Source organism: Allobosea sp. CS1GBMeth4, from assembly GCF_900185715.1.
In the GTDB taxonomy this organism is placed as follows: domain Bacteria; phylum Pseudomonadota; class Alphaproteobacteria; order Rhizobiales; family Beijerinckiaceae; genus Allobosea.
The window spans coordinates 1-25879 of the sequence record NZ_FYAS01000026.1 but is presented as its reverse complement, the minus strand read 5'-3'; the positions used below and the strand labels follow the sequence as shown (position 1 = coordinate 25879).

Genomic DNA, 25879 nt, shown 5'->3' with positions numbered 1-25879 from the left:
ATTTGTCTCGCCAAGCCGAAGGGGTTCGTCATGGTCCTCGCGCAGTCTCCGGCTCTTCGCCGGCCCCTCGTCATGCTGATGGTCGGCCTGTTCGGCCTGATGCTCGCGGGCTGCGGCTACAACAACGTGCCGACGCTGGAGGAGAGGGCCAAGGCGGCCTGGGGCGAGGTGCAGAACCAGTATCAGCGCCGCGCCGACCTGATCCCCAACCTGGTCGAGACGGTGAAGGGCTATGCGCAGCAGGAGCGCGAGGTGCTCACCCAGGTGATCGAGGCGCGCGCCAAGGCGACGCAGGTCAAGGTCGATGCCTCGACGATCACGGACCCGGCCAGGTTCAAGGAATACCAGGACGCGCAGAATCAGCTTTCCGGCGCGCTCGGGCGCCTGATGGTGACGGTCGAGCGCTATCCAGAACTCAAGTCGAACCAGAACTTCCTGGCGCTGCAGTCGCAGCTGGAAGGCACCGAAAACCGCGTCGCCGTGGCGCGGCGCGACTACATCCAGGCGGTGCAGGCCTTCAACACCGAGATCCGGACCTTCCCGGGCGTGATCTGGGCGCGCCTGTTCTGGGGCGCCAAGCCGATGGAGAGCTTCTCCGCCACGGCCGGCGCGGAACGGCCGCCGGCGGTGAAGTTCTGATTGTTGTCGTTCCGTGTGCTCTGGCGGCCGTGATCAGGCGCGGGAAACCCCTCTCCCGGATGGGAGAGGGGCAGGGGTGAGGGCCCGCCCTTTCCGGAGAAGGAGCTGTGGCGTGGTTGTGCCTTCTGCGGAAACGGCAGGCCCTCATCCGGCGCTCCGCGCCACCTTCTCCCATCCGGGAGAAGGAAAGAGGGCGGCTCGCCCAGTCGTGGCGGCGTGGTTCTCCCTGCTCCTTGTCCTCCTCTTCCCCGTGCTCGCCACAGCCGCCGAGCCGAACTATCCCGCCCTCGCCGGCCGCATCGTCGACAATGCGCGCCTGCTCGACGCCGAGGCTTCCGCCCGGATCGAGCAGAAGCTGAAGGCGCATGAGGACAAGACAAGCGATCAGGTCGTCGTCGCGACCCTGCCCTCGCTGCAGGGCTATCCGGTCGAGGAGTTCGCCAATGGCCTGTTCCGGGCCTGGAAGCTCGGCGAGAAGGCCAAGAACAACGGCGTCCTGCTGCTGGTCGCGCCGGCCGAGCGAAAAATCCGCATCGAGGTCGGCTACGGGCTCGAGGGCGCGCTGACCGACGCGCTCTCCAAGGTGATCATCACCACGGCGATCGCGCCCAAGTTCAAGAATGGCGATTTCGCCGGCGGCATCGAGGGTGGCGTCGACGCGATCCTGTCGATCCTGACCGGGGATGCCGAGGAGTGGCAGCGGCGCGCGCAGATCCGCAGCGACGAATCGTCCTGGGTCGAGACGGCCGCCGTGATTTTCGTCATGATCCTGCTGTTCATCCTGGTCGCGAGCTTCATGCGCGAGCTCGGCCGTTCCTCCGGCGGGGCGCGGCGGCACCGGACCCGGGATGGGCGCTGGATCGTGCTGCCGCCCTCGGGCGGCTCGGGCTGGGGCGGTGGCTCGTCCTCCGGCGGCTGGGGTTCGGGCTGGGGCTCCGGCTCGGGCGGGTTTTCGGGCGGCGGCGGCTCGTCCGGCGGCGGCGGCGCTTCGGGGGATTGGTGAGATGCTGAATTCCGACGATCGCGACGCCATCGCCGACGCGGTGCGCGAGGCGGAGCGGCAGACCTCGGGCGAGATCGTGGTCGTCGTCGACCGGGCCGCCGGCAGCTATGTCGCGGTGCCGCTCGTGCTGGCGCTGGCGCTCTCGCTGTTCGTGCCCTGGCCGTTCCTGCTGCTGACGACATTGAGCGCATCCAGCATCTTCCTCGCCCAGCTGATCGCGGCGGCGATGCTGCTCTCGACCCTGCTCTGGTACGGGCGCGGCGGGCGGTTCGTGCCGGGCTTCGTCAAGCGCCGGCAGGCGCACGAGACCGCGCTGCGCGAATTCACGGCGCGCGGGCTGACGCTGACGCGCGGACGCACCGGCGTGCTGCTCTACATCGCCCTGCAGGAGCGCTACGCCGAGATCGTCGCCGATGCCGGCATCTCGGCCAAGGTGGATGGCGAGATCTGGCAGGGGATCGTCGAGCCGCTGCTGGCCGCCGCGGCGCAGGACGCCCTGCGCGAGGGGCTGATCGCGGCGGTGCGCGATATCGGGGCCGTGCTCGCCGCCCATGCGCCGCCGGCCGCCGACGATCTCGACGAACTGCCCAACAAGGTCGTGATCCTGTAGCGGCCCCTCGGCCGGCTATTTCGCCGGGCCGCGCGCGGCGCCGAGGATCGCGCTCTGGCGGGTGTAGAGATCGGCCTGGACCAGCACGACATAGCCGTCGGCCTTCGCGGCGGAACGGACGGTCTCGAGCGGCACGGTCAGCGTGGCGCTGGCGCCGTTCCATTCGCCGATGCGGCTGATGCCGCGCACGACATTGGCGTAGGTCACGGTCTTGCCGCTGTTCTCGCCGCGCTCGATCGGCACGGTCGCGGTGCGGCTGAGCTGCAGCAGCCACACCACCGCCGGCTTCTCGCCCGCATAGGGTGCGGCGCCCAGCGAAACGCGCAGCGCGCCATCCGCCTCGGCGAGGTCGACCTTCACCGGGAAACCGTCCCTGGGCTGCTCGCGCACGAGCTTGTCGATGCCGCCCCTGTCGGAGCCGACGATATGGGCGGCGCCGTTCACGACCGCCTGCGGCGTATAGATCTGGCCGTCGCCGCGCGCCTTGGCATAGAGCTTCTGGCGCTTGCTGAAGACCTCCTGGCCGAGCGTGTCCTTCCAGCCGAGATAGTCCCAGTACGTCACCGGCAGGGTCAGCGTGATCAGGCGCGGATCCTTGGCGAGCTCGACGAAGAGCGCGTCCGCGGCGGGGCAGGACGAGCAGCCCTGGCTGGTGAAGAGCTCGACCACCGCCTTCGGCTGGGCCGCAGGCTGCTGGGCAGGCGCCGGGGACGCTCCGAAGACCAGGAGAGCGGCGGCGGCGATTTGGCGGACGTGGCGGACCATCGGCTCGAACTCGGCGCCAGCATACAAGCAGGCCGTTACCAAAAGCGCTACTCTTCGCTCAATTGGAAATCACGTTGGCTTGAAAAGCGGCGGCTGCGGCGCCTGCTCGCGAAAACGTGCCAGGGCCTCGGCGCCGATCAGGTTCGGCCGCCAGCGCCGGTGCATCCAGAGCCATTGCTCGGGATGCTCGCGGACCCAGCCTTCGACGACCGCCGTCATCATCGCCATGGCGCCGGTGACGTCGATCTCGCCATTGGCGTCGCGCGGCAGGTCGAGCGGCGGGGTCAGCTCGATGCGGAAGCGGTGGTTCGGCAGGCGGACGACGCGCACCCCGTGCACCGGGCATTCGAAGCGGCGGGCGAACTTGCCGAGGATCGGGTTGGTCAGCGCCGGGCGTCCGAGGAAGGGCACGACCACGCCGCGGGTGAAATGCTGGTCGATCAGCATGCCGAGATGACCGCCCTGCTCGAGCACGCCCTGCATGGCGAAGGCGGCGCCCTGCTTGGCCGCCGCCAGCCCGCCCATGGCGCCCGAGCGGATCTCGTGGACGACGGCGGCGATCGCCGGGTCGTTCGGGGCGCGGAAGACGGCGGTGGTGTCGAGGTCGTAGGTGGCGGCGCAGATCGCCGGCAGCTCCCAGTTGCCGAGATGGGCGGAGAAGATCAGCCCCGGCCTGCCGTCGTCCTTCAGGGCGATGAAGTGCTCGATGCCGACGACCTCGATCCGGCCGTTCGGATCGGGGTTGTGGTAGTCATAGTCGAACAGCGTCTTGAGATGGGCGTATTCGGCGACGGTGCGGCCGAGATTCTCCCAGCCGCCGCGGACGAGACGCCTCGCCTCCGCATCGGCGATGCCGGGGAAAGCGGCGCGGACATTGGCGTAGGCCACCCGGTTGACCGGGATCAGCGGGCTCACGCTGCGCAAGAGCCAGCCGCCGAGATCGGAGGCCCGTTCCGGCCCGAGCGCGCGCAGGAAGGCGAACAGACCCCGGATGAGGCCGATCATCAGCGTCGCGCCGATGCGCGTTGCGAATTGCTTCAGCTGCCTCAAGGTCCGAGCCCAGTCCGCCGGCGCAGCGTCCGGAGGACCTCGCCATCGCGGCGCGACTTGCGGGATTGCGGCCGGCGCGTCAAGTCGAGCCGGCTCACGCGGTCGTCTCAGAGGGTGACGATGACCTTGCCGAAGACCTTGCGGCCCTCGATGCGGGCGAGGCCTTTTTCGAACTCGGCGAGCGGAAAGACGGAGTCGATCACCGGCTTCATGCCGGCCGCCATCTTCTCGAGCGATTGCGCGATGTTCTCGATGCGGCAGCCGAAGGAGCCGGTGATGCGGTATTGCTGCTGGAACAGCTGCATCAGGTTGATCGTCGCCGACGGGCCGGAGGTGGCGCCGCAGGTGACGAGACGGCCGCCCCGCTTCAGGCAGAGCAGCGAGCCGTTCCAGGTGTCGGCGCCGACATGCTCGAAAACGACGTCGACGCCCTTGCGCTTGGTCAGGCGCCGGACCTCGCCCTCGAAGCGCTCGGTCCGGTAATTGATGACATGGTCGGCGCCGAGCGCCCTCGCCTTCTCGCCTTTCTCGTCGTCGCCGACCGTGGTGAAGACGGTGCAGCCGATCGCCTTGGCCATCAGGATCGCGGCCGTGCCGATGCCGGAGCCGCCGGCATGGACGAGGATCGACTCGCCGGGTTCGAGCCTGGCATTGTCGAAAAGCATGTGCTGGACCGTGCCGAAGCCGATCGGGGCGCAGGCGGCCTCCGCGAAGGAGACGCCCTTCGGCGCCTTGATGACCAGGCGCTCCGGCCGGTTGATCAGCTCGCGGGCAAAGCCGTCGATGTGGAAGCCCATGATGCCGGCGACGTTCTCGCAGAGATTGTCGCGGCCCTCGCGGCAGGCCTTGCAGTGGCCGCAGGTCTCGGCGCCGTACATGGTCACCGTGTCGCCCTCGCGGAAGCGCGAGACGCCCTCGCCGACCGCGACGACCTCGCCCGCCGCCTCGACGCCCGCCGCCTGCGGCATCTTGCGCTTGGCGAAGGCCATGCCGCGGAAGCCCCAGAGGTCGAGATAGTTCAGCCCGACGGCGCGGACGCGGATCTGGACCTCGCCGGGAGCCGGCGCCGGCGGCGGCTCGATCTGTTCGAGGCGGAGATCGCGGTCGCCATGGAGCTGAAGCGAAAGCATCGGTCTTGGTCTTTCAGAGCTGGTCCGGCCATTGCCGGGAGGTGTGGATCACGGCGAGGATTTCGACGCGACCGTTGCTGACGCGGTAGGGCAGAATATAGGGCGTTCCGTTCACGACGAGCTCACGGCTCCCGTCGACACGACCTGGCCTGCCCATGTGGGGGTGCTCGCCGAGCTGTTTTCCCGCCTGCCTGAGGCGGCGCACAAGAGCCAAAGCGGCTGAAGCGCTGATCGGCGCGACATAGTCCGCGATCTCATCAAGCTCGACCCGGGCGCGGGCCGTCCAGATGACTTTCATCGACCAGCGTCGATCATGGCTTGCAGCTTGGCTTCGATTGCGTCGAGTTCTTCTTCAGTCGCGAATTCGCCTCGGTCGGCTTCGGCGATGCCTTCCTTGATCCGCTGGATCTGCCAAGCATTCAGTTTGACATAGTCCTGAATCGCTTTCGCCACGAGCCAGTTACGCGAGCGGTCGGTGTCGGCCGCCAGCGCATCGAGCTTGGCAAGCGTCTCCTCGTCGAGGCGGATGGTGAAGGCTGCCGTCACGCTGGTTCACTCCAGTTCACAGTGAACATAAGCGGTTTACAGCGCAGCGCCAAGCGTTCCGCGTTTACCATGTTTCACGTGAAGCGCCGGAGCGGCTCTCAGCGATGGACGCCGAGATGGGCGGTCAGCCCGCCATCGATCGGCAGGACCGTGCCGGTGATGTAGGCGGCCGGCGGGCTCAGCAGGAAGGCGGCGAGGCCGGCGACCTCCTCCGGCCTGGCGAAGCGGCCGGCCGGGATCTGGCCTTCCATCTTGTCGCGATAGGCGGCGTAGGGTGCCATCATGTCGGTGTCGACGAAGCCGGGCGCGATCACGTTGACGGTGACGCCGCGCTTGCCGGTCTCGACCGCCAGTGTCTTGGCATAGGAGATCAGCGCTCCCTTCGAAGCCGCATAGGCGGCATTGCCGGGATTGCCACGCAGCGCCGCGACCGAGCCGATCGCGACGATGCGGCCGGCCCTGGCGCGGATCATGCCGCGCATCAGGCTCTTGGCGAGGCGGGTGAAGGCCCAGAAATTGACCTGCATCGCCGCTTCCGCCTTGTCCTGGACGAGCATGGCGGCGAGCGAATCATAGGGCTGGCCGGCATTGTGGACGAGGCCGAACCAGGGCTCGCCCTCGCATTGCTCGCAGAAGGCGTCGAGCGCGACCTTGTCGGAAAGGTCGAGCGGCAAGGCACGCACGGTGCGGCCGGGCGCGGCCTGCGCGATCTCGGCGGCGAGCGCCTGCGCCTGCTCGCCCGAGGAGCGATAAGTGAAGTCGACATCGTGGCCGTCAGCCACGAGCGCCCGCACGATCGCGGCGCCGACGCCCTTGGCGCCGCCGGTGACGAGAACGCGGGTCATGCCGCTTTCGGCTCCGCCGCCAGCACGAGACAGGTATTCTGGCCGCCGAAGCCGAAGGAGTTCGACAGCACCGTGCGGACCTTTGCCTCGCGCGCTTCGTTGGGCACGACGTCGAGCCCGATCGCCGGGTCCGGCTGGTTGTAGTTGATCGTCGGCGGGATGCGGCCCTTGGCGATGGTCATCAGCGAGATCACCGCCTCGACCGCACCGGCGGCCGTCAGCGTGTGGCCGAGCATCGACTTGTTCGAGGAGATCGGCAGGTTCGCCATGCGCTCGCCGAACACGGCGGAGCAGCTCATCGCCTCCATCTTGTCGTTCTCCGGCGTCGAGGTGCCGTGCGCGTTGATGTAATCGACATCGTCGGGGGTCAGGCCGGCGTCGGCGAGGGCGTCCTGCATGGCGAGGATCGCCGGCTTGCCGTCCGGGCTCGAGCGGGTGCGATGGAAGCCGTCGCCGCGCTCGCCGCAGCCGGCGACGATGCCGAGGATGGTGGCGCCGCGGGCCAAGGCGTGGTCGTAATCCTCCAGCACCAGTGCGCCGGCGCCCTCGCCCATGACGAAGCCGTCGCGGTTCTTGGAGAAGGGCTTGGCGGCGCCTTCCGGCGGATCGTTCTGGGTCGAGAGCGCCGAGAGCAGCGAGAAGCGGATCAGGGCCTCGGCATGGACCGAGCCGTCGGTGCCGATGCAGAGCGCGGCTTGCGTCTCGCCGCGGCGGATCGCCTCGACGCCCATCTGGATCGCGGTCGCGCCCGAGGAGCAGGCCGTCGACAGCGAGATCGGCGACCCCTTGGTGCCGAACCTCTCGGCGATGTGCTCGGCGACGCCGCCGAACAGGAAGAGCTCGTGCATCGCCTTGTGCTTGTGGCGGGCCGCGACGCGCAGCAGCGCGTCGTAGTCGGCGACGCCTTCGATGGACTGCGCCAGCTCCTGCTTCTGCGGCCATTCCATCTCGACCGGCGGCACGGCCATGAAGAGCTCGCCCGGGAAGTCGCCGGGCTGGCCGAGGCCGCTCTGCGCGACCGCTTCCTCGGCGGCGAGCGTGGCGAGCTTCTCCGAGAGCTCGGGCGCGGCGAAAGGCCGGTCGAACAGGAAATCGACGGTCGCGGCGATGGTGGTGCGCAGGCCGTCGGTCGGAAAGCGCTCGATGCGATGGATTCCGGAGCGCCCGGCGGTCAGCGCCTCCCAGTTGGCGTCCTTGCCCTGGCCGAGCGAGGTGACGATGCCGAGGCCGGTGACGGCGACGATCGGCCGGCCCCGGCTGTCGCGATGGCTTGCGCTCATGGCCTCTTCCCTCACGCCTTGACCAGTCGGGCGGCACCCTCGCCGCGCCAATGCGCCGCTCCGGTGACGATCGCCTCGTTCGCCACCCCGGTCGAGAGCGCGGCGGCCGCCAGCGCGATCGAGACCGGGAAGGCCGCTTCCACGGCATGGCCGACGAGGTCACCGGTGGCGACGCGGCGGGCATCCGGCGCCGCCTTGGCGATCGCGGCCGCCTCTTCCTCGGTGATGCCGGCGCAGCCGGTCGCGGCCGAGACGGCCAGGGCGTCGGGCGCGAGCGGGCCGAAGCCGGCGAGCATGTCGTCGAGCGCCCTGGCGACCGAGCCGGGCTGGCGGCGGCTGCGATGGGCGCCGGCATGGCTCAGGCGGGCGTGGACCCTGGCGCCGCGCGCGGCGGCGCGCTCGGCCGCTTCGAGCACGAGGAAGGCTCCGGCGCTGCCGGTGATCATGCCGGGCGCATCGGAGCGCGTGAAGACCGGCGCGAAGCCGGCGGTGCGCAGATAGCCGCCGAGCTCGAACAGAAGCAGCATGTCGCGGCGCTCGGCGTTATAGGCGCCCCCGACGAGGATGATGTCGGCCTGACCGGCCGCGATGCGGGCATGGGCGGTGCGGACCGCGTCGACGCCGGCCTGCTCCTCGCCCATCAGCGTGCGGGAGGCGCCGGTGACGCCGTGGACGATGGCGATGTTGCCGGCGAGCAGGTTGGAGAGCTGGGCGAGGAACAGCGTCGGCCGGAGATCGCTCATCAGCCGTTCGTTGAGGAAGGCGCCCGGCCGGTTGGCGTCTCGCAAGCCGGTCAGGATGGCGGCGTCGACCGCATGGTCGCGCTCGCCGCCGCCGGCGGCGACGATGACCTGGAGCTGACTCTTGGCCTCGGCGTCCTGCTTCAGCCCGGCGCCGTCGAGGGCGAGGCCGGCGGCGTAGACACCGAGGCGCTGCCAGGGCTCCATCTGGCGCTGGTCGGACTTCTTCGGAATCTGCCGGTCGAGCTCGAGCGCTTTCAGCGGGTGCAGCGGATAGGGCGCGAAGCGCTCGGTATCGACGACCGGCGCCGCATTGTCCGCGAGCGCCTGCGCATGTGTCTCGATGCCCTCGCCGAGGCTGGAGGCGAGGCCGATGCCGGTGATGACGACGTCGCGGGCCATGGTCAGGCTGCCTCCGGGGAGAGGCCGATGGCAGCGATGCGGGCCTGCATCAGGGTGCGCATATCGGCGGGGGAGGGCATCAGGCGGAAACGCAGTTCGGCATCGCAGATCGGCTTGCCGGCGAGCGTGATCTTCGCCTTGGTCGCGGCGTAGCCGGAGCCTTCGATCACCAGCTCCGCGCTGGTCTCGAGCTCGGCGTTCGGCTCGACGAAGGTGCGGAAGCGCGCCTTGTCGACGGTCATCAGGAACGGCATCTGCGTCAGGCCGTTGAGGCCGAGGAGCAGATAGCCGGAGGCCTGCGCCATGGTCTCGGTGAGCAGCACGCCCGGAACGAGCGGATGGCCGGGAAAATGGCCCTCGAAGACCGGGCTCTGCGCCGGGACGGTCGAGCGGGTCAGGATTCGCTTCGCCGCCGGATCGAAGCTCTCGACCTTGTCGATCATGTCGAAATATTCGAGGCGCATGCGGCTCCAACCCGTCTCGCCGCGCCGGGGCCTCGCCCCGCCTGCGGCGCTTCAGCGTCCAGAGACGTCCGCGTTCTGGAAACGACGGACATGCCCTGTCTCTCTGTCTTCACGCGATCCCGGGCGCTAAACCGCTGCGCGCTCTCGCTGGAATCGCTCCGGCGGCAGCCCGCCGGGCCCGGAGCTCGCTCAGGCGGCCTTGGCGGCGACGAGATCGTCGATGCGCTTGCACAGGTTCTCGAGGACGAAATACTGCTCGGCCGGCGCCTTGCCCTCGTTGACCTCCTGGGTCCACTGCTCGAGCGGCAGCTTGATGCCGAAGGCCTTGTCGATGGCGAAGGCGATGTCGAGAAAAGCGAGGGAGTCGATGCCGAGATCGTCGATCGCATGGCTCTGGGGCGTGATCTTCTCGCGAGGAATGTCGCAAGTTTCCGAAATGATGCCGGCGACCGTCTCGAACGTGGCGGACATGCGGGTGCTCCCGTCGTGAATGATGATGGCGGACGGCGTCCGGGCGCGTTCGCCCCGCGCCTGCCCCAAGCCCCCCGCCGAGGATGGCTGTGACGCCCCCTTACACCTCGCTGCGGGATAGGACAACCGTCGGGGCCAAACGGAGACGCCCGGCTTGAAGCCGGGCGTTCCAGTATCGTCGCGGCTGAGCTTCAGGCCGCGATGCCGCGCAGCACATAGTGCAGGATGCCGGCATTCTTGAAGTAGTCGAGCTCGTCCAGCGTATCGATGCGGCAGAGGATGGGAACCTTCTTCACCTTGCCGTCGGCATAGGTGATCTCTGCTTCGAGCGTCTGCCGCGGCTTGACCGTGGCGAGGCCCTTGATCGTCACCGTCTCGTCGCCCTTGAGGTTGAGCGAGGCCCAGCTCGTGCCCTCCTGCAGGGTGAACGGCACCACGCCCATGCCGACCAGGTTGGAGCGGTGAATGCGCTCGAAGCTCTGGGCGATCACGGCCTTGACGCCGAGCAGGTTGGTGCCCTTCGCCGCCCAGTCGCGCGAGGAGCCGTTGCCGTATTCGACGCCGGCGAAAATCACCAGCGGCACCTTCTCCGCCTGATAGCGCATCGCGGCGTCGTAGATCGGCAGCTCTTCCTTGCTCGGATAGTGGATGGTGTAGCCGCCCTCGCGCCCGTTCGGGCCCATCATGTGGTTGCGGATGCGGATATTGGCGAAGGTGCCGCGCATCATCACCTCGTGATTGCCGCGGCGCGTGCCGTACTGGTTGAAGTCGGCGACGGCGACACCGTGCTGAGTGAGATAGGCCCCCGCCGGCGAGGCGGCCTTGATCGAGCCGGCCGGCGAGATGTGGTCGGTGGTGATCTTGTCGCCGAACAGGCCGAGGACGCGGGCGCCGACGATGTCGGTGACCGGCGCCGGCTGCTTGCCCATGCCCCGGAAATAGGGCGGGTTCTGCACATAGGTCGACTTGTCGTCCCAGGCGTAGGTCTGCCCCGTCGGAGCCTTGACCCTCTGCCAGTTGGCGTCGCCCTTGAACACGTCGGCGTATTTCGCCTTGAAGATGGCGCGGGTGACGTTCTTGGCGATGAAGGTCTGGATCTCCTTGTTGGAGGGCCAGATGTCCTTGAGATAGACCGGCTTGCCGTCCTTGCCCATGCCGAGCGGCTCCCTGGTCAGGTCCTTCTGGACGGACCCCGCGAGCGCATAGGCGACGACCAGAGGCGGCGAGGCGAGGTAGTTCGCCTGCACGTCGGGCGAGACGCGGCCCTCGAAATTGCGGTTGCCGGAGAGCACGGCGGCGGCGATCAGGCCCTGGTCGTTGATCGCCTTCGAGATCGGCGCCGGCAGCGGGCCGGAATTGCCGATGCAGGTGGTGCAGCCGAAGCCGACCAGGTTGAAGCCGAGCTTGTCGAGATCCTTCTGCAGGCCGGCCTTGGCGAGATATTCGGCGACGACCTGCGACCCGGGCGCCAGCGAGGTCTTGACCCAGGGCTTGGTCTTCAGGCCCTTGGCGAGCGCGTTGCGGGCGAGCAGACCCGCGCCGATCAGCACCGAGGGGTTCGAGGTGTTGGTGCAGGAGGTGATCGCGGCGATGACGACGTCGCCATGGCCGAGATCGAAGGCCTCGCCCTCGACCTTGACGCGGCGCGACAGCTCGGCGGCCTTCTTGTAATCGCTCTCCATCGCGGCGGCGAAGCCGGCGGCGACAGCGCCGAGATCGACGCGACCCTCGGGACGCTTCGGGCCGGCCATCGAGGGCTGCACGGTTGACAGGTCGAGCTCGAGCGTGTCGGTGAAGACCGGGTCGGGCGTGGAACGGGTGGCGAACAGCCCCTGCGCCTTGGTATATTTCTCAACGAGGTCGATGCGCGCCTGCTTGCGCGCGGTCATGGTGAGGTAGTCGATCGTCTCGGCGTCGACCGGGAAGAAGCCGCAGGTCGCGCCGTATTCGGGGCCCATATTGGCGATGGTCGCGCGGTCGGCCAGCGTCAGATTGTAGAGGCCCGGGCCGAAGAACTCGACGAACTTGCCGACGACGCCCTTCTTGCGCAGCATCTGGGTGACGGTCAGCACGAGGTCGGTCGCGGTGATGCCTTCCTTGAGCTTGCCGGTGAGCTTGAAGCCGATCACCTCGGGCAGCAGCATCGACTGCGGCTGGCCGAGCATGGCGGCCTCGGCCTCGATGCCGCCGACGCCCCAGCCGAGCACGGACAGGCCGTTGACCATGGTGGTGTGCGAATCGGTGCCGACCACGGTGTCGGGATAGGCGACCTCGACCGTCTCGGTCTTCTTGCCCTTCTTCACCTTCTCCTTCGCCGTCCAGACGGTCTGGGCGAGGTATTCCAGGTTGACCTGGTGGCAGATGCCGGTGCCCGGCGGCACGACGCGGAAATTGTCGAAGGCGCCCTGGCCCCATTTCAGGAAGCGGTAGCGCTCGCCATTGCGCTGGTATTCGAGGTCGACGTTCTGCTTGAAGGCCTTGGGCGAGCCGAACTCGTCGACGATGACCGAGTGGTCGATGACGAGGTCGACCGGCACCAGCGGGTTGATCTTCTTGGGATCGCCGCCGAGGGCGACGACGCCGTCACGCATGGCGGCGAGGTCGACCACCGCCGGAACGCCGGTGAAGTCCTGCATCAGCACGCGGGCGGGGCGGAAGCCGATCTCCTTGCCGGCCTTGCCCTTGTCGTTCAGCCAGGCGGCGACGGCCTCGATGTCGGCCTTGGTGACCGAACGGCCATCCTCGAAGCGCAGCAGGTTCTCGAGCAGCACCTTCATCGAGAAGGGGAGCCTGGAGATGCCGGCGAGGCCGTTCTTCTCGGCCGCCTTCAACGAGTAATAGACGTATTTCTTCGTGCCGACGGTCAGCGTCTTGCGGCACTTGAATGAATCGAGCGAGGCCATGTGGGCTTTACATCCTGATCAAGGGGTTGCGGTCGCGAGCCGGACCGCCCTTGCGGATGAATCCGGTCGAAGGCCTGTCGCGCATGACGCGCACGCCGCCCCGGGAGTGCCCGAGCCCCGCGCCGGATCGGCGTGCGGCGTAGCCAACGGCTCTATAGATCAATTCCAAGAAGCCCGCTACAGGCTCGATCTGCGTCGGGTGAGGAGTTAAGACGCTTCGCAAGACAGGCTCGGCGTGACCCAGATTCCGTTCCAGAGATTCGCCTTGACGGCCGAAGGGCTCGCCTGCCGGCGCGGCGGGCGCGCGATCTTCGACGGCGTCGGCTTCCGCCTGGCAAACGGCGAGGCGATCGCGCTGACCGGCCGCAACGGCGCCGGAAAGTCGAGCCTGATCGCCATGCTGTGCGGGCGCCTGCGTCCCGAGGCGGGGGAGATTCGGCTCGACGGCTTCGGCGAGACGCCGCTGGCGGAGGCCGCCCATCTGGTCGGGCATCGCGACGGTCTCAAGACCGCGCTGACGGCGGCGGAGAACCTGCGCTTCGCCCGGGAGCTTCTCGGTGCGCCGGGCCTCGACCCGGCCGAGGCGCTCGCGACGGTCGGCCTGCCGCATGCCGGCCCCTTGCCGGTGGGCTATCTCTCCGCCGGCCAGCGCCGGCGCGTGGCGCTGGCGCGGCTCTTGGTGGCGGCCCGGCCGATCTGGCTGCTCGACGAACCGATGGCGGCGCTCGATCTCGGCTCGCAGGCGATGCTGACGATATTGATGCAGGCCCATCTGGCGGCGGGCGGCGCGATCCTGGCCGCGACGCACGGGCCGCTCGGCCTCGACGGCGCGCGCGAACTCAGGATCGGCCCGTGAGCAGCGCCTTCCTCGCCATCTTGAGGCGCGATCTCGCCCTGGCGGTGCGGGCCGGCGGCGGCGGCGAGCTCGCGCTCGTCTTCTTCCTCACCGTCGTCGTGCTGATCCCGTTCGCGCTCGGGCCGGACCTCAACCTCCTGTCGCGGATCGGCCCGGCGATCCTCTGGCTGGGGGCGCTGCTCGCGACGCTGATCGGGCTCGACCGGCTGTTCCAGGCCGACGAGGAGGACGGCTCGCTCGACCTGATCCGCGGAGCCCCCCTGCCGCTGGAGCTCGCCGTCTTCGCCAAGGCGCTGGCGCACTGGCTGACCACCGGATTGCCGCTGACGCTCGCCGCGCCGCTGCTCGGGCTGCTGGTCGCGCTGCCGGCCGAAAGCGTGCTGCCGCTGACCGCCAGCCTCCTGCTCGGCACGCCGGCGCTGAGTTTCATCGGCGCGGCGGCGGCGGCGCTGACGGCGAGCCTGCGCCGCGGCGGACTGATCCTGCCGGTCCTGGTGGCGCCGCTGTGCGTGCCGGTGCTGATCTTCGGCGTCTCGGCCTCCGATGCCGCGCGCGGGCCGATGCCCCTGCAGAGCCCACTGCTGATCCTGGCTGCGCTGTCCCTCGTGGCGGTTGCGGTCGGCTGCATCGCTGCGGCGGCGGCGTTGCGCCAGGCGGATTAGCACCGCACGACAGAGCTCGCTCTCGCGACGGGAACAGGCTCTGCCTTGTCCGGATGACCGACGCGGACGTCAGACCCCGGACAACTCGCCGCGGTCGAGCTCCAGGGCGCAGCCCGAGTTCGACGCCAGACGGGCCACCATGGCGGCGATGTCCTCGAGCGCGACATTGTCGTCGACGAAGCGGAGCCGGATCTCCTCGGCGACGGCGAAGACGTCGACCACGCGCGACTGGCCGACCTTGGAGCGCACGGTGGCTTCGATGTCGCGGCGCATGGGTTCGGATAGCTTGATGAGCATGACAATCCCTCCTGCCTTACAAACTAGACGAAGGGCGCATCCACCGCAATAAAAAAGTAAATAATATCAAATATTTAGTAAGATATGCAGCTGACGTCTCAATGGCATGACGCTAAGGAACCACCGCTGCCGCTGCTGCTTGCGATCGAGCAATTGATACTCATATAGTCACTTACTCATTCTTAGCTCGACGAGGCGCGCCATGCCCGACCTGGAACGGGGCGAACGTCTACAGATCATGCTCAGCGCTGACGAGCTCCGCGCCGTCGAAAACTGGCGCTTCGACAAGCGTATGCCGAGCCGCGCGGCCGCGGTGCGAGAACTGCTCAGGCGAGGCTTGAATGCCGAAGGCTTCGACGTCGCAGCCGATGGCGCCCGCTCCGGCAGCTTCAGCGTGCTCGACAACATCGGGACCGAAGAGCAGGTGCCGTCCGCGAAGGATTAGCTCAGGTCCGAGCCTCAGCGTCGCAGGGGCCGCGCGCCGATTGTGAGCCGGGCCGGCGATTGCTACATGCTCTCTGGTCGAAAGAAGAGCGGAGCCGGCCACCACCTTCATGGCGAGCCTCATCGAACTGGCCAACCCGGCGCGCTTCATGCGCCTGTCGAGCGTGCTGCTGCCCTGGCTCCTGGGCGCGGCGGCGCTTCTGCTCGCCTTCGGCTTCTATCTGATCTGGTTCGTCGCTCCGGCCGACTATCAGCAGGGCGAGACCATCAAGATCATGTACATCCACGTGCCGGCCGCCTGGCTGGCGCTGATGTTCTACTCGATGATGACGCTCTCGGCGCTGGGCGTCCTGGTCTGGCGCCACCCGCTCGCCGACGTCGCCCAGCAGGCCGCGGCCCCGATCGGCGCCTGCTTCGCCCTGATCTGCCTGCTCACCGGCTCGTTCTGGGGCAAGCCGATGTGGGGGACCTATTGGGTCTGGGATGCGCGTCTGACCTCGGTGCTGGTGCTGTTCCTGATCTATCTCGGCGTGATCGCGCTGCGGCGCGCCCTGGACGAGCCTTCGCGCGCCGGCCGCGCCGTCGCCATCCTGACGCTGGTGGGCTGCGTCAACATCCCGATCATCAAGTTCTCGGTCGACTGGTGGAGCACGCTGCACCAGCCGGCCTCGGTGCTGCGGATGGGCGGGCCGACGATCCATCCCTCGATGCTCTGGCCGCTGCTGGTGACGGCGCTCGGCTTCACCCTGCTGGCGCTGGCGCTGCACCTTCTCGCCATGCAGGCCGAGATCCTGCGCCGGCGGGTCAGGACGCTGACGATCTTCGAGGCGGAGCGTCTCGATCGGCTTTCGCTGCAGGCGGTGCGATGATGGACGGGCTCGGGCCCCATGGCGGCTTCATCCTCGCCGCCTATCTGGCGACGGCCCTGATCCTGGCCGGGCTCGCCGCGGCGATCCTGCTCGACCGGCGCGCGCAGAGGCGGGCACTGGCCGCGCTCGAGGAGCGCGGTGCCGGCCGGCGCGGCGGGAGCGCGCCATGAGCGAGGCCGCCGCCTCGCCGGGACGGCGCTCGCCCTGGCTTTACGTCATCCCGCTGGCGGTCTTCGCGGGCCTGGCGGCGATCTTCGCCGTGGGGCTGTTCTCGGGCGACGCCAGCAAGGTGCCGTCGGCCCTGATCGGCAAGCCGGCGCCGGCGATCGCGCTCACGCCGCTGGAGGGGCTGCAGCGCGACGGCCGGCCGGTGCCGGCCTTCGGCATGGCCGATCTCGCCAGCGGCAAGGCGACGATCGTCAACGTCTTCGCGAGCTGGTGCGCGCCCTGCCGGGTCGAACATCCCTTCCTCGTCGCCATGGCGGATTCAGCCGCAGTGAAGCAGGGCAAGGTCCAGCTCGTCGGCTTCAACTACAAGGACGAGGCCGAGAATGCCCGCCGCTTCCTCGGCGCGCTCGGCAATCCCTACTCCGCCGTCGGCGTCGATCGCGCCGGCCGCGCCGCGATCGAATGGGGCGTCTACGGCGTGCCCGAGACCTTCCTGCTCGGGCCGGACGGGCGCATCCTCGACAAGCACGTCGGCCCGCTCGACGGGCAGGCGGCGGCGCGAATGCTGGCGAAGGCTGCGGCGCTGGTGAAGTGACGCGCCGCGACGCGTCATGGCCGGGCTTGCGTCGACCATCTCGGGACGAGAAGGCGCCTGAAAACCCTTCTCCCGCAAGGGGAGGAGGGAGATGATGTCTCAGGCCGCCTTCCTGCCGCTCACCAGGCTCTCGAACAGGCCGCGCCCGTCGGTGCCGCCGACGAGGCCGTCGATCAGGTTTTCGGGGTGCGGCATCAGGCCGAGCACGTTGCGTCCCGGCGAGTAGATGCCGGCGATGCCGTTGAGCGAGCCGTTCGGATTGGCTTCGGCGGTGACGTTCCCGCCCGCATCACAATAGCGGAAGGCGACGAGGCCTTCGCCCTCGAGCCGGGCGAGCGTCTCGGCATCGCAGATGTAGTTGCCCTCGCCATGGGCGATGCAGACATCGATGACCTGGCCTCTGGCATAGGCCGAGGTGAAGGCGGTGTCGGCGCGCTCGACCTTGAGATGCTGGCGCTTGCAGACGAATTTCAGATCGGCATTGCGGGCGAGCACGCCCGGCAGGAGGCCGGCCTCGCAGGCGATCTGGAAGCCGTTGCAGATGCCGAGCACGAGGCCGCCGCGCGCCGCATGGGCCCGCGTCGCGTCCATGATATGGGCGCGGCCGGCGATGGCGCCGCAACGCAGATAGTCGCCATAGGAGAAGCCGCCGGGCAGGACGACGAGATCGGTGCCGGCCGGCAATTCGTAGTCGCCATGCCAGACATGCTCGACTGCAGCGCCGGCCTGGCGCAGCGCCCTGGCGACATCGCCGTCGCGGTTGGAGCCGGGGAAGGTGATGACGGCGGCGCGCATCGGTCAGGCTCCGATCTCGACGCGATAGTTCTCGATCACCGTGTTCGCCAGCAGCTTCTCGCAGGCCTGCTTCAGCGCCGCTTCGGCCGCGGCCTTGTCGGCGCCGTCGAGCTCGATGTCGAAGACCTTGCCCTGGCGCACCGAGCCGACGCCGTCGATGCCGAGCGATTTCAGCGCGCCCTCGATCGCCTTGCCCTGCGGGTCGAGCACGCCGGTCTTGAGGGTGACGGTGACGCGGGCTTTCATCGGGATCTCCGGAACGGGATGATGCGGGTGCCTTAGCGGTGAATCGGCGATGGCTCAACCATTTCAGCGGCTCGCCCAGGTGGCGCGGGCGAAATCCTTGGCCGCCTGCGCCTCGTCGGTGACCGCGATCGCCATGGTCAGGGCGTCGCCCCTGCGGGCGTAGAGGATCGCGGTCGCGGCGAGGCGGCCGCCGTCCCTGGCGCGGATCTCGACGAGGATGCCGTCGGCGCCGTCCTGCCTGAAGCGGGAGACGGTGGTGGTGCTCTTGGGCTTGCCGGCTTGCTTCGCCTTGGGGCGCTTCGAGAATTCGCGGGCCAGCCTGGCGGGATCGAGCGCGAGCGTCCTTGCCATATCGGTGGCCTCGCGGCCCTCGAAGGTCAGGAGCGCGGCGACGCCGGGCCGCTGGCAATCCTGCGGCGTGCAATAGACGATCGCCTTCGGGCTGATGCCGTCGTTGACGACCCAGTTGCGGATCGGCAGCGGCTCCCAGCCGCGACCTGCGGCGAGCTGGACGAGACCCGGTCCGAAATGGTCGGCGCAGCCGGCGATCAGCACGGCGGCGAGCGCGAGCGCGCCCAAACGCAAACGGGAGCGCAAGCGCCCCCGTCCGGTCGTCATGGTCTCGAAGGCCGCCGTGCTCACTGCACGAGGCGCGGCCCGGTCGGGCCCGGCTTCTCGTTCTCGCCCATGATGCCGAGGCGGCGCGCCACCTCGGTATAGGCCTCGATCAGGCCACCCATGTCGCGGCGGAAGCGGTCCTTGTCCATCTTGTCCTTCGACCGGATGTCCCAGAGCCGGCAGGAATCGGGGCTGATCTCGTCGGCGACGACGATGCGCATCATGTCGCCTTCCCACAGGCGGCCGCATTCCATCTTGAAGTCGACGAGACGGATGCCGGCGCCGAGGAAGAGGCCGGAGAGGAAATCGTTGACGCGGATGGCGAGCGCCATGATGTCGTCGATCTCCTGCGGCGTCGCCCAGCCGAAGGCGGTGATGTGCTCTTCCGACACCATCGGATCGCCGAGGGCGTCGTTCTTGTAGTAGAACTCGATGATCGAGCGCGGCAGCTGCGTGCCCTCCTCGATGCCGAGCTTGGTCGAGAGCGAGCCGGCCGCGACGTTGCGGACCACGACCTCGAGCGGAATGATCTCGACCTCGCGAATCAGCTGCTCGCGCATGTTCAGCCGGCGGATGAAATGCGTGGGAACGCCGATATCGTTCAGGTTGCTGAAGATATGCTCGGAGATGCGGTTGTTCAGCACGCCCTTGCCGTCGATCACTTCGTGCTTCTTGGCATTGAAGGCGGTCGCGTCATCCTTGAAATGCTGGATCAGCGTTCCGGGCTCGGGCCCTTCATAGAGGACCTTCGCCTTGCCTTCGTAAATGCGACGGCGGCGGTTCATCGGGATATACCGTGGCTTGAGGAAATCCAAAGGGTCGGCCTCTCTCTGGACGCGGTCTCCCGCGGCGGGATCATGGCCCTGTTCAGCACGCTCTCGCGCAATCCCGTTGCTCTGTCGAGTTCGATCTTGGCGCGCCGGTCCGGCTGGTTCATGCGGGCCTCGCTCGCTCGGAGCATGCCACGCCCGCGCTATATGGGCCCTTCGCGCCGCAAACGCAACAAAGCTGCGCGGGCGCGGCTTCGCAGCTCGACTCGATCGGATTCGGCGCGGCTCGCACCGCGCGGGCTCTAGCCCGCCTCGCCTTCACATTCTATATGGCGAAGACAGCTATCGCGCCGCATCACGATCGCCGCTCCGAGAGGACAAGAGCCAGATGACCACCTTCGACCAGCGCAAGGACGCCTACGAGAACAAGTTCGCGCATGACGAGGAACTGCGCTTCAAGGCGACGGCCCGGCGCAACAAGCTGCTCGGCCTGTGGGCGGCGGACAAGCTCGGCAAGGGCGGCGCCGATGCCGAGGCCTATGCCAAATCGGTCGTCCTGGCCGATTTCGAAGAGGCCGGCGACGACGACGTGCTGCGCAAGGTCAAGGCCGACTTCGCCGCGGGCGGCGTCACTGTCGCCGACGAGGAGATCCGCCGGACGATGACCGAACTGCTGATCAAGGCGGCCGACGAGATCCAGGCCGGGCGCTGACCGTCCCCGCTTCGGCAGCCGCATTGCGCCCCTGAACGCGGCGCATGCCGCAGCGTTTGCGTTTCACCGCCGGTTCGGTCCAGGCTCGGCGGACCCGCCAGTGGTGAAGAGCGGGCAACCCGGATGAATGCGCCCATGACCGCCGCCAAGCCGACTGTGCTGTCCTCGCTCGCCGAGCGCCTCGCCAGGGGCGAGACGCTGCTCTCCGCCTGGTGCGGGCTCCCCGATCCGAGCATCGCCGCCATCCTGGCGCAGGAGGATTTCGACGCGGTCACGCTCGACATGCAGCATGGCCCGATCACGCTCGGCGAGGTGATCCGGGCGATCCCGCTGATCAACGCGGCCGGCAAGCCGGCGCTGGCGCGCATCCCGGTCGGCGAGTTCCAGAACGTCTCGAAACTGTTCGACTCCGGCGCCTCCGGCGTGATCGCGCCGATGATCAACACGATCGAGGATGCGCGCAGGCTCGCGGCCTATGCCAAGTACCCGCCGCTCGGCGAGCGCAGCTGGGGCAGCTATGGCGGCCTCGGTGCCTCGGGGCTCGACCAGAACGGCTATCTCAGGCAGGCCAACGGCTTCTCGCTGACCTTCGCGATGATCGAGACGCGGGAGGCGATGGCGATCGTCGACGACATCCTCGCCCTCGACGGCATCGACGCGCTGTTCGTCGGCCCGTCCGACCTCTCGATCGCGCTGTCCGGCGGCGCGTCCGTCAATGCCTCGGCCAAGGAGGTCGACGACGCGCTGCGCCACATCGTGGCGCGGGCGGACGCGGTGAGGAAGCCGGTCGCCTTCTATGCGGCGAGCGCCGAGCGTGCGCGGCAAGGCGTCGAGCTGGGTGCGCGGCTGGTCACGGTGATGAGCGATACCGGTTTGTTGCGCGCCGCGAGCCAGGCGGCGCTCAAGGTGATCAAGGGCTGACTCCGCCGCGGCATCTCCGCAATCTCAGGCGTTGATGCCCTCGCGCGACTTCAGCACGGCGTAATAGGCCCAGAGCAGGCGCGCGGCGACGCCGCGCCAGGGCCGCCAGGCCTCGGCGAGCGCCGAGAGCTCGGCGGCCTTCGGCCGCATCGGCAGGCCGAAGGCGACCCTGGCCGCTTCCTGGACCGCGAGGTCGCCGGCGGCGAAGCCGTCGCGATGGCCGAGGCAGAACAGGAGATAGACGTCCGCCGTCCAGGGGCCGATGCCGGAGACGGCCGTCATCCGCTCGTGGACGAGTTCGGGCGTCGCGGTTTCGAGGGCGCGCAGATCGAGACGGTCCTCGACGATGGCGGCGGCGACGGCGCGCAGCGTCTTCTGCTTCGGCCGCGACAGGCCCGACAGGCGCATCTCCTCGTCGCCGGCGGCGAGGATGCGCTCCGGCGTCAGCGGCGCGAGCACGCTCTCGACCTTCGCCCAGACGGCGCGGGCGCTCGCCACCGAGAGCTGCTGCGAGACGATGATCGAGGCAAGGCTGGGAAAGCCGCCCTCGCGCCGGCGCAACGGCGGGATGCCGGTGCGGCTGATGATCCGCTCCCAGACCGGGTCGAGGCGGGCGAGGGCGGCCATGCCCTGTTCGAGATCGGCGGTGCAGGTGATCGTCGGCATGTCGGTCCGCTCTATCGCCGAGCGCCGTTCCGGGTTCTGTCAGGATGCCGGACTTGGCGGGGCGCGCGGCCGACCATAGACAGGGGGTGATGGCCCCGTCTTCCCCCGTTTTCCGCTTCGCACCCAGCCCGAACGGGCGGCTGCATCTCGGGCACGCCTATTCGGCGCTGCTGAACGAGCGGCTGGCGAAGCGCTGCCATGGCAGGCTGCTGCTGCGGATCGAGGATATCGACCTGACGCGCTGCCGGCCGGAATTCGAACAAGGGATTCGCGACGACCTCGCCTGGCTCGGGATATCCTTTGCGCCTAATCCGCGGCGGCAATCCGAGCATTTCGAGGAATATCGCCGGGCGCTGGACCGGCTCGACGCGATGGGGCTGGTCTACCCCTGCTTCTGCTCGCGCCAGGAGGTGAAGGCGGCCGTGCGCCGGCGCGAGGCCGGGACCGGCGTCCCCTGGCCGCACGATCCGGACGGCGCACCGCTCTATCCCAGAACCTGCCGGGGCTCGAGCGACGACGCGGTGCGTCGGCGCCGGGAGGCGGGCGACGCGCATGTGCTGCGCCTCGCCATGGATCGCGCGCTGGCGCGAACGGCGGGAGAGCCGCTGGCCTACCGGCTGTTCGACGAGAGCGGGGCGGAGCGCGAGGTCGCGGTCGAGCCGGCGCGCTGGGGTGATGTGGTGCTGGCGCGCCGGGACGTGCCGACGAGCTATCACCTCTCGGTGGTGGTCGACGACGCCGTGCAGGGCGTCAGCCATGTCGTGCGCGGGCGGGACCTCGAAGCCGCGACCGACATCCATGTCCTGCTGCAGCGCCTGCTCGGCCTGCTGACGCCGCGCTATCATTTTCATCCGCTGCTGAGCGACGAGAGCGGGCAGAAGCTGGCGAAGAGCCGGTCGTCGCGCAGCCTCGCCGATCTGCGCGCGCAGGGAGCGACGCCGGAGGCGGTCCGGCGGCAGCTCGGTTTCACGTGAATCGCTCGCCCACCGGCACGGCTTTCGGGCGAGGCTTCAACCGACACCCAGGAAGGTCAGCCAGCCGATCGTGGTGAACAGCGAGAGCGCCGTCGACAGCGCGATCGCGCTCGAGGCGTCGGCGACGCCCTGCCGGTAGCGCTCGGCGAAGAGATAGGCGTTGATGCCGCAGGGGCAGGCGGCAAAGAGCACGGCGACGCCCGACCAGGCCATCGGCATGGAGAAGAGCCGGGTCGCCAGCAGGAAGACGATCAGCGGGTGCAGGACGAGCTTGAGGAAGCTCAGCACCGCCGGCAGGCCGAGGCCGGAGGCGAGGCCGTGGCGGCGGAGTGCGATGCCGAGGCTGATCAGCGCGCATGGCACGGCGGCTCCCGCGATCAGCTCGACGATCGACCAGAGCGGCGTCGGAACCAGGCCGACGAAGGGCCGCGCGGCGCTGCCGAGCAGGATGCCGACGACGATCGGATGGGTGAACAGGCGCCTGAGCAGCAGGCGGGGCGAGGTGCCCCTGCCTTCGGCGAGCAGGGTCGCCGCGGTCATCGTCACCGGCAGATGCACCGCGAGCAACAGGCCGAGCGGAACGGCGCCGGCCTCGCCATAGGCCTTCAGGATCATCGGCACGCCGACGAAGACGGTGTTCGACTGGGCCGCGGCGAAGCCGGAGACGACGAGCTCGGGGCCCTTGCGGGCGAACAGGCGCCGCGCCACGAGCTGGGCGATCAGCCAGACGATGGCGAGGCCGGCGAAATAGGAGATCCAGTAGCCCCAGGGCTGGTCCGGCGGGATCGCCGCGGTCGCCAGCGTCTTGAACAGCAGGCAGGGAACGGCGAGCACGAAGACGAAGTCGGAGAGCCCCTCGCCGGTGGTCTCGCGCAGCAGCCTCAGCCAGCGGGCGGCATAGCCGATGGCGATCAGGCCGAAGACGGGCAGGACGATGAGCAGGGAGGAGAGCATCTGGCGCGGGGGGCGGAAGGAGTGTCAGCGCAGCTGCGCGGTCTGGCCTCCGGCCCGCTCGATCAGCCCCTGGATCTCGTCGCGCTGGCGTTTGAACTCGGCGAGCGCCCTGCCGTCGAGCTCGCGGCCGCGCGGCACCTTGATCTTCATCGGGTTGACGAAGTTGCCGTTGACCATGACCTCGTAGTGCAGATGCGGCCCGGTCGAGAGGCCGGTCGAGCCGAGGAAGCCGATCACCTGGCCCTGGCGGACCTTGACGCCGGGCGCGATGCCCTTGGCGAAGGCCGACTGGTGCGAATAGGTGGTGACGTAGCCGTTGGCGTGCTGGATCTCGATGCGCCGGCCATAGCCGGAATCCCATTCGGCCTTGATCACGGTGCCGTTGCCGGCGGCCAGGATCGGCGTGCCGATCCGGTTGGCCCAGTCGACGCCGGTATGCATCTTCGAATAGCGCATGATCGGATGGTAGCGCATGCCGAAGCCCGAGCGCATCTCGGCATCGGTGATCGGCTTGCGCAGCAGGAACTTCTTCAGCGACCGGCCGTCGCCGTCGAAATAGTCGATCAGCCCGTCCTCCGGCGCCTGATAGCGGAAGACCTGCCGGGACTCGCCGCCGACGGTCAGGGTGGCCGAGAGGATCTCGGCGCGCTCGCCCTCGTCCTCGTCGGTGAAGATGACTTCGAGATTGTCGCCGCCGCGCACGCGCTGCTGGAAATCGAGATCGTAGGAGAAGATCCGGACGAGCTCGTCGATCAGCGGCCGCGGCAGGTCGTGGCGCAGCCCGGTTTCGTAGAGGCTCTCGTAGAGACGCGCGCCCGTGCCGCCCTCGCCGTCCTCCTCGTCCTCCTCGTCCTCGGCGCCGGTCTGCGATTTCTGTTGCGGGCCGGCGGTCTCGGCCCGCGGCAGGTTGACCGGAACGAAGGCGCCTCGGTCGTTGACCGCGATCGCGGCGGCAGGGCGGCCGTTCTCGAGCAATGCGACGCGGACGATCTGGCGGGGATCGCCCGGACGCGGCCCCGGGGCGAACAGCGCCTGCAGCACCTGGCCCTCCGGCAGGGCCGAGACCTTCACGCGGCCGTCGAACGCCTTGATCATCGAGACGATCTGATCGCGGTTGGCGCCGGCATTGCGCACCACCGTCTCGAAATTCTCGCCGCGGCGGGTGATCAGCAGCTTCTCCTCGACCAGCGGCTCGCGCGAGGCGGCCATCGGCGTCTTGGCGGCGTTGGTGACGTTCTCGGGCACGACGCGGACCTCGATGCCGGAGAAGGAGGTGTCGGTCGCGGGCGCATAGGAGAGCAGGCCGCCGCCGGCATTGGCCTGGTTGCCCTGGGCCAGAGTGCGGCTCAGCATCAGCTGCGGCGGGATCGGCAGGGCGGCGCGGCGATCCGCGGCGGCGAGGTTGGCGCGCTCCTCCTCCATCTGGTTGACGACGTCGGCGTCGGTGAGGCTGGCCTTGCCGGGCGCAATCGACAGATCGGCGAGGTCGCGCTTGGTGATCGAGACGTCGGCGTCCGGCATCTCGGTGACCGGCTCGGCATAGCGCTCGCTGCCGGGGGCGCCCTCGGCAAACAGCCGCAACGGATTGAAGGGCGGGATATTGGCGGCATAGACGCCGCTGGTCAGCGAGAGATTGGTCGACAGCCGCACGAAGGGACGGACACGGATGACCTCGCGGTCGCCGATGCGCTGCGACATCGGCGCGCGCAGCGTGTGCCGCGCCGAGGCGATCGGCTGCTCGGCGACGAGCTTGTCGCCCTTGCGGGCGCCGCCCCCGGCCGAGGTCGTCTGATGCGGCGTGACCGGCTCGGGGCGCTCGACGAAGCTGGTGTCGCCGCGCACGGCGACGAGAATGGCGCCGCCGAGCAGTGCCGCGCCACAGGAACCGACGAGAAGGCAGGCGGCGAGCCAGCGCAGCGAGACGCCGCGGCGATCCATGCCGGCGGGCGCGGCGCCGGTCGGGGTGATCGGCGGGTCGATCCCGAGATCGACGAGCAGCGCCGTCGCTTCCGGCGTCAGCGGCTCATGCGGCGCTCTCAGGTCCGGAGGGGCGTTCATCGGGCGTCTGGCAAATCCATTGAAACGCCCGCTGGGCGCCGAGGTCGATGCCGCAGATCGGCTCGGCTCCTCTATAGGAGAGAAACCATGCCTGCGTCCCACCCCGGAATCAATCTCGGCGGATTCCGACGAAGGGCGCGGCGCGGACGATGCGGCTGTGGGAAAGAATTGCGGCTGTTTGCGGGCGAAGCCGGCGCAGGCGGGCGCGGGGCGGGATCGGCGCCGGGCGAGAGCGGACGATCCGCCCGAAATCGCGAGCCGGATAAAAAATGCGGCCCTGTCGAAAAATCGTCATTTGGCGTGTTGACATGGTTCGGGGGTTCCTCCTATAACGCGGCCATCGAGACGGCGCCGCCGGTGTGCGGGGCCGCTCTACTGCGCTTCATATGAACGCTAGGCGTTTAGGCCGATTGGTAAGTCGGCGGC

At 68.9% G+C, this 25879-nt stretch carries 31 protein-coding genes; 12 read left to right on the top strand and 19 right to left on the bottom strand.

Annotated features, from left to right (window positions below; translation table 11 throughout):
• Positions 1-72 precede the first annotated feature (72 nt).
• The 3 genes from CS1GBM4_RS16615 to CS1GBM4_RS16605 all read left to right on the top strand — a co-directional run bounded on the left by CS1GBM4_RS16615 (position 73) and on the right by CS1GBM4_RS16605 (position 2252).
• Positions 73-639: a LemA family protein gene (locus tag CS1GBM4_RS16615; RefSeq protein ID WP_244607266.1), complete on the top strand. Its 567-nt coding sequence runs from the start codon at positions 73-75 to the stop codon at positions 637-639.
• A 208-nt stretch (positions 640-847) separates the two neighbouring features.
• Positions 848-1642, top strand: a complete 795-nt coding sequence (locus CS1GBM4_RS16610; protein WP_186419856.1) for a TPM domain-containing protein — start codon at positions 848-850, stop codon at positions 1640-1642.
• A gap of 1 nt (position 1643) precedes the next feature.
• Complete coding sequence (locus tag CS1GBM4_RS16605; RefSeq protein WP_186419855.1) at positions 1644-2252, top strand: hypothetical protein; 609 nt, start codon at positions 1644-1646, stop codon at positions 2250-2252.
• 15 nt (positions 2253-2267) lie between these two features.
• Here the strand turns inward: CS1GBM4_RS16605 and CS1GBM4_RS16600 are convergent, their stop codons facing one another.
• The 11 genes from CS1GBM4_RS16600 to acnA all read right to left on the bottom strand — a co-directional run bounded on the left by CS1GBM4_RS16600 (position 2268) and on the right by acnA (position 12848).
• Entirely contained in the window at positions 2268-3017 is a 750-nt protein-coding gene (locus tag CS1GBM4_RS16600; protein WP_186419854.1) for a DUF1223 domain-containing protein, read from the bottom strand.
• 69 nt (positions 3018-3086) lie between these two features.
• Positions 3087-4022 carry a lipid A biosynthesis lauroyl acyltransferase gene (locus CS1GBM4_RS16595; protein ID WP_244607265.1) on the bottom strand — a complete coding sequence of 312 codons (936 nt, stop codon included), beginning with the start codon at positions 4020-4022 and terminating at the stop codon, positions 3087-3089.
• Positions 4023-4174: 152 nt separating this feature from the next.
• Positions 4175-5197, bottom strand: coding sequence for a zinc-binding dehydrogenase (locus CS1GBM4_RS16590; RefSeq protein WP_186419852.1), 1023 nt, complete (start codon positions 5195-5197; stop codon positions 4175-4177).
• 13 nt (positions 5198-5210) lie between these two features.
• A complete protein-coding gene (locus CS1GBM4_RS16585) occupies positions 5211-5495 on the bottom strand; it encodes a type II toxin-antitoxin system RelE/ParE family toxin (protein WP_186419851.1) in 285 nt (94 codons plus the stop codon).
• Positions 5492-5743, bottom strand: a complete 252-nt coding sequence (locus tag CS1GBM4_RS16580; protein WP_186419850.1) for a ribbon-helix-helix protein, CopG family — start codon at positions 5741-5743, stop codon at positions 5492-5494. The genes CS1GBM4_RS16585 and CS1GBM4_RS16580 overlap by 4 nt, the downstream gene beginning before the upstream one ends.
• 98 nt (positions 5744-5841) lie before the next feature.
• Positions 5842-6588 carry an SDR family oxidoreductase gene (locus CS1GBM4_RS16575; RefSeq protein WP_186419849.1) on the bottom strand — a complete coding sequence of 249 codons (747 nt, stop codon included), beginning with the start codon at positions 6586-6588 and terminating at the stop codon, positions 5842-5844.
• Positions 6585-7868 (bottom strand): beta-ketoacyl-ACP synthase, encoded by a 1284-nt coding sequence (locus CS1GBM4_RS16570; RefSeq protein WP_186419848.1) that lies wholly within the window; start codon positions 7866-7868, stop codon positions 6585-6587. Before CS1GBM4_RS16570 ends, CS1GBM4_RS16575 begins: the two co-directional genes overlap by 4 nt.
• 11 nt (positions 7869-7879) lie before the next feature.
• Entirely contained in the window at positions 7880-9010 is a 1131-nt protein-coding gene (locus CS1GBM4_RS16565; protein ID WP_186419847.1) for a beta-ketoacyl-ACP synthase, read from the bottom strand.
• Positions 9011-9012: 2 nt separating this feature from the next.
• Positions 9013-9474 (bottom strand): 3-hydroxyacyl-ACP dehydratase FabZ family protein, encoded by a 462-nt coding sequence (locus CS1GBM4_RS16560; RefSeq protein WP_186419846.1) that lies wholly within the window; start codon positions 9472-9474, stop codon positions 9013-9015.
• Positions 9475-9663: 189 nt separating this feature from the next.
• Positions 9664-9945, bottom strand: a complete 282-nt coding sequence (locus tag CS1GBM4_RS16555) for an acyl carrier protein (protein WP_066473700.1) — start codon at positions 9943-9945, stop codon at positions 9664-9666.
• A gap of 191 nt (positions 9946-10136) precedes the next feature.
• The gene (acnA, locus tag CS1GBM4_RS16550; RefSeq protein ID WP_186419845.1) at positions 10137-12848 is read right to left on the bottom strand and encodes an aconitate hydratase AcnA; all 2712 of its coding nucleotides are present in this window, start codon (positions 12846-12848) and stop codon (positions 10137-10139) included.
• 235 nt (positions 12849-13083) lie between these two features.
• On the opposite strand from acnA, the gene ccmA reads away from it, so the two are divergent.
• Together ccmA and ccmB are read left to right on the top strand one after the other, a co-directional pair.
• Positions 13084-13704: a heme ABC exporter ATP-binding protein CcmA gene (gene ccmA / locus CS1GBM4_RS16545; RefSeq protein ID WP_244607264.1), complete on the top strand. Its 621-nt coding sequence runs from the start codon at positions 13084-13086 to the stop codon at positions 13702-13704.
• Entirely contained in the window at positions 13701-14366 is a 666-nt protein-coding gene (gene ccmB, locus CS1GBM4_RS16540; protein ID WP_186419844.1) for a heme exporter protein CcmB, read from the top strand. Before ccmA ends, ccmB begins: the two co-directional genes overlap by 4 nt.
• A 69-nt stretch (positions 14367-14435) precedes the next feature.
• Here ccmB and CS1GBM4_RS16535 read toward each other — a convergent pair whose 3' ends face one another.
• Positions 14436-14663, bottom strand: coding sequence for a hypothetical protein (locus CS1GBM4_RS16535; protein ID WP_186419843.1), 228 nt, complete (start codon positions 14661-14663; stop codon positions 14436-14438).
• 202 nt (positions 14664-14865) lie between these two features.
• Between CS1GBM4_RS16535 and CS1GBM4_RS16530 the strand changes: the two genes are divergently transcribed.
• The 4 genes from CS1GBM4_RS16530 (at position 14866) to CS1GBM4_RS16515 (ending at position 16739) form a co-directional block, all read left to right on the top strand.
• Positions 14866-15108 carry a hypothetical protein gene (locus CS1GBM4_RS16530; protein WP_186419842.1) on the top strand — a complete coding sequence of 81 codons (243 nt, stop codon included), beginning with the start codon at positions 14866-14868 and terminating at the stop codon, positions 15106-15108.
• A gap of 109 nt (positions 15109-15217) precedes the next feature.
• Entirely contained in the window at positions 15218-15976 is a 759-nt protein-coding gene (locus CS1GBM4_RS16525; protein ID WP_186419841.1) for a heme ABC transporter permease, read from the top strand.
• A complete protein-coding gene (gene ccmD, locus CS1GBM4_RS16520) occupies positions 15976-16146 on the top strand; it encodes a heme exporter protein CcmD (protein ID WP_186419840.1) in 171 nt (56 codons plus the stop codon). Before CS1GBM4_RS16525 ends, ccmD begins: the two co-directional genes overlap by 1 nt.
• The gene (locus CS1GBM4_RS16515; protein ID WP_186419839.1) at positions 16143-16739 is read left to right on the top strand and encodes a DsbE family thiol:disulfide interchange protein; all 597 of its coding nucleotides are present in this window, start codon (positions 16143-16145) and stop codon (positions 16737-16739) included. The genes ccmD and CS1GBM4_RS16515 overlap by 4 nt, the downstream gene beginning before the upstream one ends.
• Before the next feature lie 99 nt (positions 16740-16838).
• On the opposite strand, the gene purQ is transcribed toward CS1GBM4_RS16515, so the two are convergent.
• The 4 genes from purQ to purC all read right to left on the bottom strand — a co-directional run bounded on the left by purQ (position 16839) and on the right by purC (position 19213).
• Complete coding sequence (gene purQ / locus CS1GBM4_RS16510; RefSeq protein ID WP_186419838.1) at positions 16839-17534, bottom strand: phosphoribosylformylglycinamidine synthase subunit PurQ; 696 nt, start codon at positions 17532-17534, stop codon at positions 16839-16841.
• 3 nt (positions 17535-17537) lie between these two features.
• Complete coding sequence (gene purS / locus CS1GBM4_RS16505) at positions 17538-17780, bottom strand: phosphoribosylformylglycinamidine synthase subunit PurS (RefSeq protein WP_186419837.1); 243 nt, start codon at positions 17778-17780, stop codon at positions 17538-17540.
• A gap of 63 nt (positions 17781-17843) precedes the next feature.
• Positions 17844-18377, bottom strand: a complete 534-nt coding sequence (locus CS1GBM4_RS16500) for a hypothetical protein (RefSeq protein WP_186419836.1) — start codon at positions 18375-18377, stop codon at positions 17844-17846.
• A 41-nt stretch (positions 18378-18418) separates the two neighbouring features.
• Positions 18419-19213, bottom strand: coding sequence for a phosphoribosylaminoimidazolesuccinocarboxamide synthase (gene purC, locus CS1GBM4_RS16495; RefSeq protein ID WP_280177729.1), 795 nt, complete (start codon positions 19211-19213; stop codon positions 18419-18421).
• A 343-nt stretch (positions 19214-19556) separates the two neighbouring features.
• On the opposite strand from purC, the gene CS1GBM4_RS16490 reads away from it, so the two are divergent.
• Together CS1GBM4_RS16490 and CS1GBM4_RS16485 are read left to right on the top strand one after the other, a co-directional pair.
• Positions 19557-19880, top strand: a complete 324-nt coding sequence (locus tag CS1GBM4_RS16490) for a DUF1476 domain-containing protein (protein ID WP_186419834.1) — start codon at positions 19557-19559, stop codon at positions 19878-19880.
• A gap of 135 nt (positions 19881-20015) precedes the next feature.
• A complete protein-coding gene (locus CS1GBM4_RS16485) occupies positions 20016-20801 on the top strand; it encodes an aldolase/citrate lyase family protein (RefSeq protein WP_186419833.1) in 786 nt (261 codons plus the stop codon).
• Positions 20802-20825: 24 nt separating this feature from the next.
• On the opposite strand, the gene CS1GBM4_RS16480 is transcribed toward CS1GBM4_RS16485, so the two are convergent.
• Positions 20826-21467, bottom strand: a complete 642-nt coding sequence (locus CS1GBM4_RS16480; protein ID WP_186419832.1) for a DNA-3-methyladenine glycosylase 2 family protein — start codon at positions 21465-21467, stop codon at positions 20826-20828.
• 89 nt (positions 21468-21556) lie between these two features.
• Here CS1GBM4_RS16480 and gluQRS point away from each other — a divergent pair, with 89 nt between their 5' ends.
• The gene (gene gluQRS / locus CS1GBM4_RS16475) at positions 21557-22441 is read left to right on the top strand and encodes a tRNA glutamyl-Q(34) synthetase GluQRS (protein ID WP_186419831.1); all 885 of its coding nucleotides are present in this window, start codon (positions 21557-21559) and stop codon (positions 22439-22441) included.
• A gap of 36 nt (positions 22442-22477) precedes the next feature.
• Here gluQRS and CS1GBM4_RS16470 read toward each other — a convergent pair whose 3' ends face one another.
• Both CS1GBM4_RS16470 and CS1GBM4_RS16465 read right to left on the bottom strand, forming a co-directional pair.
• Positions 22478-23395 carry an AEC family transporter gene (locus tag CS1GBM4_RS16470; protein WP_186419830.1) on the bottom strand — a complete coding sequence of 306 codons (918 nt, stop codon included), beginning with the start codon at positions 23393-23395 and terminating at the stop codon, positions 22478-22480.
• Positions 23396-23419: 24 nt separating this feature from the next.
• On the bottom strand, positions 23420-25453 hold the full coding sequence (locus tag CS1GBM4_RS16465) for a M23 family metallopeptidase (RefSeq protein ID WP_244607263.1): 2034 nt from the start codon (positions 25451-25453) through the stop codon (positions 23420-23422).
• Positions 25454-25879: the final 426 nt, after the last annotated feature.

Bases quoted from the DNA above. Each gene is read 5' to 3' on its own strand.
- CS1GBM4_RS16585 (WP_186419851.1), bottom strand. From the start codon at position 5,495: ATGAAAGTCATCTGGACGGCCCGCGCCCGGGTCGAGCTTGATGAGATC.
- CS1GBM4_RS16595 (WP_244607265.1), bottom strand. From the start codon at position 4,022: ATGATCGGCCTCATCCGGGGTCTGTTCGCCTTCCTGCGCGCGCTCGGG.
- CS1GBM4_RS16465 (WP_244607263.1), bottom strand. From the start codon at position 25,453: ATGAACGCCCCTCCGGACCTGAGAGCGCCGCATGAGCCGCTGACGCCG.
- CS1GBM4_RS16560 (WP_186419846.1), bottom strand. From the start codon at position 9,474: ATGCGCCTCGAATATTTCGACATGATCGACAAGGTCGAGAGCTTCGAT.
- purQ (WP_186419838.1), bottom strand. From the start codon at position 17,534: ATGCGCGCCGCCGTCATCACCTTCCCCGGCTCCAACCGCGACGGCGAT.
- CS1GBM4_RS16490 (WP_186419834.1), top strand. From the start codon at position 19,557: ATGACCACCTTCGACCAGCGCAAGGACGCCTACGAGAACAAGTTCGCG.
- CS1GBM4_RS16565 (WP_186419847.1), bottom strand. From the start codon at position 9,010: ATGGCCCGCGACGTCGTCATCACCGGCATCGGCCTCGCCTCCAGCCTC.
- CS1GBM4_RS16515 (WP_186419839.1), top strand. From the start codon at position 16,143: ATGAGCGAGGCCGCCGCCTCGCCGGGACGGCGCTCGCCCTGGCTTTAC.
- CS1GBM4_RS16480 (WP_186419832.1), bottom strand. From the start codon at position 21,467: ATGCCGACGATCACCTGCACCGCCGATCTCGAACAGGGCATGGCCGCC.
- CS1GBM4_RS16605 (WP_186419855.1), top strand. From the start codon at position 1,644: ATGCTGAATTCCGACGATCGCGACGCCATCGCCGACGCGGTGCGCGAG.
- CS1GBM4_RS16600 (WP_186419854.1), bottom strand. From the start codon at position 3,017: ATGGTCCGCCACGTCCGCCAAATCGCCGCCGCCGCTCTCCTGGTCTTC.
- gluQRS (WP_186419831.1), top strand. From the start codon at position 21,557: ATGGCCCCGTCTTCCCCCGTTTTCCGCTTCGCACCCAGCCCGAACGGG.
- purS (WP_186419837.1), bottom strand. From the start codon at position 17,780: ATGAAAGCCCGCGTCACCGTCACCCTCAAGACCGGCGTGCTCGACCCG.
- CS1GBM4_RS16525 (WP_186419841.1), top strand. From the start codon at position 15,218: ATGGCGAGCCTCATCGAACTGGCCAACCCGGCGCGCTTCATGCGCCTG.
- CS1GBM4_RS16530 (WP_186419842.1), top strand. From the start codon at position 14,866: ATGCCCGACCTGGAACGGGGCGAACGTCTACAGATCATGCTCAGCGCT.
- CS1GBM4_RS16555 (WP_066473700.1), bottom strand. From the start codon at position 9,945: ATGTCCGCCACGTTCGAGACGGTCGCCGGCATCATTTCGGAAACTTGC.
- CS1GBM4_RS16575 (WP_186419849.1), bottom strand. From the start codon at position 6,588: ATGACCCGCGTTCTCGTCACCGGCGGCGCCAAGGGCGTCGGCGCCGCG.
- ccmD (WP_186419840.1), top strand. From the start codon at position 15,976: ATGGACGGGCTCGGGCCCCATGGCGGCTTCATCCTCGCCGCCTATCTG.
- acnA (WP_186419845.1), bottom strand. From the start codon at position 12,848: ATGGCCTCGCTCGATTCATTCAAGTGCCGCAAGACGCTGACCGTCGGC.
- CS1GBM4_RS16570 (WP_186419848.1), bottom strand. From the start codon at position 7,868: ATGAGCGCAAGCCATCGCGACAGCCGGGGCCGGCCGATCGTCGCCGTC.
- CS1GBM4_RS16485 (WP_186419833.1), top strand. From the start codon at position 20,016: ATGACCGCCGCCAAGCCGACTGTGCTGTCCTCGCTCGCCGAGCGCCTC.
- CS1GBM4_RS16470 (WP_186419830.1), bottom strand. From the start codon at position 23,395: ATGCTCTCCTCCCTGCTCATCGTCCTGCCCGTCTTCGGCCTGATCGCC.
- CS1GBM4_RS16535 (WP_186419843.1), bottom strand. From the start codon at position 14,663: ATGCTCATCAAGCTATCCGAACCCATGCGCCGCGACATCGAAGCCACC.
- CS1GBM4_RS16590 (WP_186419852.1), bottom strand. From the start codon at position 5,197: ATGCTTTCGCTTCAGCTCCATGGCGACCGCGATCTCCGCCTCGAACAG.
- CS1GBM4_RS16615 (WP_244607266.1), top strand. From the start codon at position 73: ATGCTGATGGTCGGCCTGTTCGGCCTGATGCTCGCGGGCTGCGGCTAC.